Origin of the sequence: uncultured Agitococcus sp., assembly GCF_937920075.1 — a bacterium.
Classification (GTDB): domain Bacteria; phylum Pseudomonadota; class Gammaproteobacteria; order Pseudomonadales; family Moraxellaceae; genus Agitococcus.
The window spans coordinates 1-5,029 of sequence record NZ_CALETI010000333.1 but is presented as its reverse complement, the minus strand read 5'-3'; the positions used below and the strand labels follow the sequence as shown (position 1 = coordinate 5,029).

Sequence of the window (5,029 nt, the reverse complement as noted above, 5' to 3'; positions counted from 1 at the left end):
AAACTTAGTATTAACAGGAATTAGTGCGCTTAATGGCACTGGTAACAGCCTAAATAACATTATCACAGGCAATAGTGCCAATAACACTTTAGATGGTAACGTAGGTAATGATAGCTTAATTGGTGGTGCAGGTAATGACGTTTATATGGTTGACGCAGTAGGTGATGTGGTCACTGAAAATGCCAATGAAGGCACAGACAGCGTTCAGTCTTCAGTCACTTATACTTTAGGGGCTAATATTGAAAATTTAACGCTCAATGGTATTAGTTCTATAAATGGTACAGGCAACAGCCTCAATAACCTAATAGGTGGCAACAGTGCGAATAACATCTTAGATGGTGGCACAGGTAATGACACCTTAATAGGTGGAGCAGGTAACGACACTTATGTGGTGGATGCGGCAGGCGATGTGGTCACTGAAAACGCCAATGAAGACACAGATACTGTTCAATCTTCAGTGACTTACACTTTAGGCGCAAACCTCGAAAACTTAACCTTAACAGGCAGTAATGCGATTAATGGCACAGGCAACAGCGTAAATAACATCATCACAGGTAACGGTGCTAATAATATTTTAGACGGTGGCGTAGGTAATGACAGTTTAATAGGCGGTGCAGGTTCAGACACTTATGTCGTTGATGCGCTAGGTGATGTGGTCACAGAAAATGTTAATGAAGGCACGGATACCGTTCAATCCTCAGTAACTTATACCTTAGTTGCAAACGTTGAGAATTTAACCTTAACAGGCACAGCGGCCATTAACGGCACAGGTAACACGCTTAATAACGTCATCACAGGCAATACAGCTAATAATGTTTTATCTGGAGGCACAGGTAATGACACGTTAAATGGCGGTGCAGGTTCAGACACCTATCGTTACAGCAAAGGTGATGGCCAAGATGTGATTATTAACAATGATAACAGTGTTGGCCGCAATGATATTTTGCAAATTTCTGGATTAGGCTTTCAGGACATAACGCTGAGTCGCAGCGCAAATATGTTAACAATAAGCTTAGGAGGAACAGACAGTATTAGCTTGCAAGATTTTTATAGTGGAGCAGTTAATCAATTAGACAGTATTGAATATAGCAATGGTATTGCCACGATTGATCATACGACAGGGAACATAGACTTCAACTCAAGTGATACTAACAATACCCAAAGTTGGAGTACATGGAGACAAGTCCGCAATGCGCAGTTGCAATTGATTCGAGACGATATTGTCATGGATAACGGCAGTAAATCGAATTTAGAGTATGACACAGACAATAGCAAAGCATGGCAAACTTACAGAACGGGAATAGATGCGAGTTTGAAAACGGATTGGGTACAGGTGTTAAATGATGATGGCAGTTTAGATCAAACAGACTTTGACCAATCGAATAATCAACCATGGACAATTCGTAATGACCATAAAGACAGCACAGGTGCTTTAGATTGGGTGCGAGTGCAAAATGACAATGGCAGTGAAGATTGGTTGGATTTAGACCAAAGCAATACACAAGTATGGAAAGAACAAAACCGTCATTTAGACAGTCAAGGTCGTTTAGATTATGTACAGACCATTAACGATGACACGACCATAGACTGGCAAGACGAAGATCAAGACAACAGCCAAACATGGACAACGGTGAATAGTCATCAACTGGCGGATGGACGTTTAGATTGGCGACGTTATATTAATGATAACGGCACCGAAGACTGGTTGGACTTAGATCAAGACAACAGCCAAACATGGACAGAGCAAAACTCACGTAAAGACAGTTTAGGTCGAGATGATGTTCGTACGGTGATATGGGATAACAACACCAAAGACATTATAGACTTAGACCAAAGCAACGTAGAGATGTGGCAACAAAACACACAGCACTTTAATGCGGCTGGAGCGTATTTAGGCAGTGATGTGTTGTTGGACGCAGGGATAGACGGGAATGAGGTGTGGTTACGTCAAGTAGGCAATAGTTTAGAGGTATCGCAGATTGGCACGACACAAAAGATGACATTAGTAGATTGGTTTGTCAGTACGCCATCTAACCAGAAGACGAACTTTCAGTTAGCCTCTGGGGGTACGTTATTAGCGACAGAAGTACAGGCATTAGTGACGGCGATGGCCAGTTTTTCACCTCCACCGTTAGGACAAACCAGTTTGACCACAGCACAGCATCAAGCTTTAGATGGAGTGATTGCAGCTAATTGGAGTTAACTAAGTTTAATTAAAGGCGACAATAGTCGCCTTTTTTCAAGATAACTAAAAAAAATTGGAGAGCAACATGGCTATTATTAATGGTAACCTGAGTTCGGTTTAATTAGGGGTAATTACCACATCGCTGCTAGGGGTAGTTACCACGTCGGTGTAAAAAGTGCCATCTTTGCTGCATCAGGGGTCTGAGGCGCAGTGGAACGGAAAACCGAGTTAAGAGGCCAATATAGATGGCTAATAATTAAATAGCCAAATAACATCGGCTTTACAATTATTGGCCATGTGTTTTAGACTAGCCAAAATGAGTATACTCAAATTGGCTATCAAGTAATGAAAATCGCACGTATTTGAGATTGTAAGCCCAAACCGCCGAAAATTCCGGTCATTTAAAATAGACTCTCTCTATCGTAAGTATGTGGTTGCCTCCGAAAAACTCCCTACTTATCGTGCCACAAAGCTAATTTCCAACTTATAACCCAATGCTGCCGCATAGCGGCGCAAAGTTGATAAACTTGGCGAATGTTGTTCGTTTACCAAAGAACTTTCTAAACGAGACACCGCACTTTTGGTTGTTTTCATACGTTTAGCCACTTCTTCTTGGGTCATATTGGCTTGTTTACGCGCCTTTAATAACACATCAACCGTATCATATTCCTCTTGCAAAGCCTCAAATGCTTGCTTGAATTCAATATCTTTTAAGTTTTCGGCCAATTCATTTTGAGGATGACAAGCCACAGGTGCATAAGGTTCATCCCAATCTTCTTGACTAATAGATAAGGGTTTTTTAGCCATGTTGTTGTACCTCTTTTAAACGTTTACGAGCTAACGCTAATTCATCGTCAGGTGTCGTTTGCGTCTTTTTGATAAAGCCATGCAAAATGACAATACGTTGACCTACCTGAAAACAATAAAAAGCACGACCGATACCTTCTTTACCTTTTGCTCTCAATTCAAACAGTCCATTACCCATGCTTCGACTGTGAGGCATACGTAAATCTGCACCATGTTCTTCAAGCAACAACAAAAGATGTTGATAACTGGCTTTGATGTCGCTTGGCCATTGTTTAATCTGTGCTTCAACACGCGCACTGTAGTAGGTGATAATATAGCTCATGCCTTTAAGTTAGCAAATATGAGAACTTTATGCAATATAAATATTTGATGCTCAAGCTTTAATCACCGCTGCACAGCAAGGCGCAACCGTCAATGACAAGCCCGCATGATAATGCGGGTTAATTTTCCACCCCTCAACTAAATGGCCAAAAAACATACCTCCCCAACCCTCACGGCACAAGGCGGTATTATGTCGCCTTAACCCAATGGCCTGTTACACCAAGCCCTGCTATCCTCTGTGCCGCCTGCTCGTAGCTTTCGCCTGCACGCGCAAGGCATTCAATATCCACTTTTAACACTCCTAAAATTAGCTTACCCACAGGCACAGACTTCTTTTTACCAGTGACAGGTTTTGGCGTTTTAGGGTTAAAAATAAAGGTAAAATGCGTCACCACGCGTCCTGTTTTACGTTGCGTATAACTCACATCTAAATCGGAATGCGCGTTAATTTGGCTAGGATCACACATCAATTGTAAAGCTATGCCTCTTTTAATAACTCAAGCACCACAGACTCCGCCAACGATAACGACTTTGCAATTAACTCAACTGACAAGCCTGCCTTGTGCATGCCTATTGCAGCAATCGCAATGCCTTTTTGCTCACCAATCGCCATACCTTCGGCTTTACCTTCCTCCTTACCAATTTCCTTACCAATCTCAATGCCTTCCTCCTTACCCTCCTCAAAACCTTCGCCTCTAGCCGTATCCGTCACATTTTTTAAATCCCGATAATACTTTAAGCTATCCTCATACACCTGACGCTCAACAGGCGTAAACTTCGCAATTTTAGCCGCTTCAAATAACTGCAAAAATATAGCTTCTTGTAATACAGGCGGAATATCATCTAACTCAGACAAATGCCTAAACGCATAAAACCATTTATCTTGAATCGTTTGTAATTCATTAAGATTCTTTTTAAACTGAGGCAAGGTAATATAAATAAACGTCAATTTGTCATAAAACACTTGATTGTGCTGATTTTTAAGCTGAACGGTATGCACCACATCGGTATCGTGATTTTTAACATCTTCCTCAAACACAAAATCTAAAATGCCCACCGTATAAACAGCCGCTAATTTAAAATCCCAATCGCCTTTAATCGCTTGTTCTTGAATAGGAAAAGTCGAGTAATAGACACTTCTGTCTTTAAAAAAGTTTTGTTTGGCTTTTTGCAATTCGACAATAAAGCGTTCGCCTGTGGTACTGGTACAGGTTAAATCAAAAATAGCTTTACGGTCTAAAGCGGTATAACCTTGATATTCGTTTTTAGTATATTGTAAATCTTGAATTTGATGTTTGGCAGGCAACAAAGTATTCAAAAAGCTAATCAGTAAGTGTTTGTTAGGTTCTGTACCAAATAAACGTTTAAAACCAAAATCGGTAAAGGGATTAACAAAGGTGTCGGACATAAACAATCACTCACAAAACCAACTATGTCATGTCAGTTTAGCATGATTGGTGTTGATACAAAATTATGCTGTTTTAAGAATATCGCTAACTGGTCAAAAAATTAGGAGCAACGGAATGGCGAGCCAACTTCACATACACCCCCTAAAACTCACCACCGATACTCCGTCCCCTGCTCGCATGCCTCCGCTTCAATATAACAATGACGCATCTCAGCCTCATGACTCATATCACGCAATAAATCAGTCATTAATACATCTAAATCTTCACGGGTTTTATAATTGATGCGTAAGCTATAATCACCAGACGA

General features: G+C 40.8%; 5 protein-coding genes. 1 reads left to right on the top strand and 4 read right to left on the bottom strand.

Annotated elements, in window-relative coordinates; translation table 11 throughout:
• On the top strand, positions 1–2,203 hold a 2,203-nt coding region (locus Q0212_RS11505; protein WP_297925603.1), incomplete at its 5' end, for a calcium-binding protein.
• A gap of 438 nt (positions 2,204–2,641) precedes the next feature.
• Here Q0212_RS11505 and Q0212_RS11500 read toward each other — a convergent pair.
• The 4 genes from Q0212_RS11500 to Q0212_RS11485 form a co-directional block, all read right to left on the bottom strand.
• Positions 2,642–2,992, bottom strand: a complete 351-nt coding sequence (locus Q0212_RS11500; protein ID WP_297925601.1) for a helix-turn-helix transcriptional regulator — start codon at positions 2,990–2,992, stop codon at positions 2,642–2,644.
• Positions 2,985–3,314, bottom strand: a complete 330-nt coding sequence (locus tag Q0212_RS11495) for a type II toxin-antitoxin system RelE/ParE family toxin (protein ID WP_297925599.1) — start codon at positions 3,312–3,314, stop codon at positions 2,985–2,987. The genes Q0212_RS11500 and Q0212_RS11495 overlap by 8 nt, the downstream gene beginning before the upstream one ends.
• Before the next feature lie 187 nt (positions 3,315–3,501).
• A complete protein-coding gene (locus Q0212_RS11490; RefSeq protein ID WP_297925596.1) occupies positions 3,502–3,780 on the bottom strand; it encodes a replication initiation protein in 279 nt (92 codons plus the stop codon).
• 11 nt (positions 3,781–3,791) lie between these two features.
• A complete protein-coding gene (locus Q0212_RS11485; protein ID WP_297925594.1) occupies positions 3,792–4,721 on the bottom strand; it encodes an Rpn family recombination-promoting nuclease/putative transposase in 930 nt (309 codons plus the stop codon).
• Between the last annotated feature and the right edge of the window lie 308 nt (positions 4,722–5,029).

Excerpts from the sequence above, each read along its gene's own strand:
- Q0212_RS11490 (WP_297925596.1), bottom strand. The coding sequence starts at position 3,780 with ATGTGTGATCCTAGCCAAATTAACGCGCATTCCGATTTAGATGTGAGT.
- Q0212_RS11495 (WP_297925599.1), bottom strand. The coding sequence starts at position 3,314 with ATGAGCTATATTATCACCTACTACAGTGCGCGTGTTGAAGCACAGATT.
- Q0212_RS11485 (WP_297925594.1), bottom strand. The coding sequence starts at position 4,721 with ATGTCCGACACCTTTGTTAATCCCTTTACCGATTTTGGTTTTAAACGT.
- Q0212_RS11500 (WP_297925601.1), bottom strand. The coding sequence starts at position 2,992 with ATGGCTAAAAAACCCTTATCTATTAGTCAAGAAGATTGGGATGAACCT.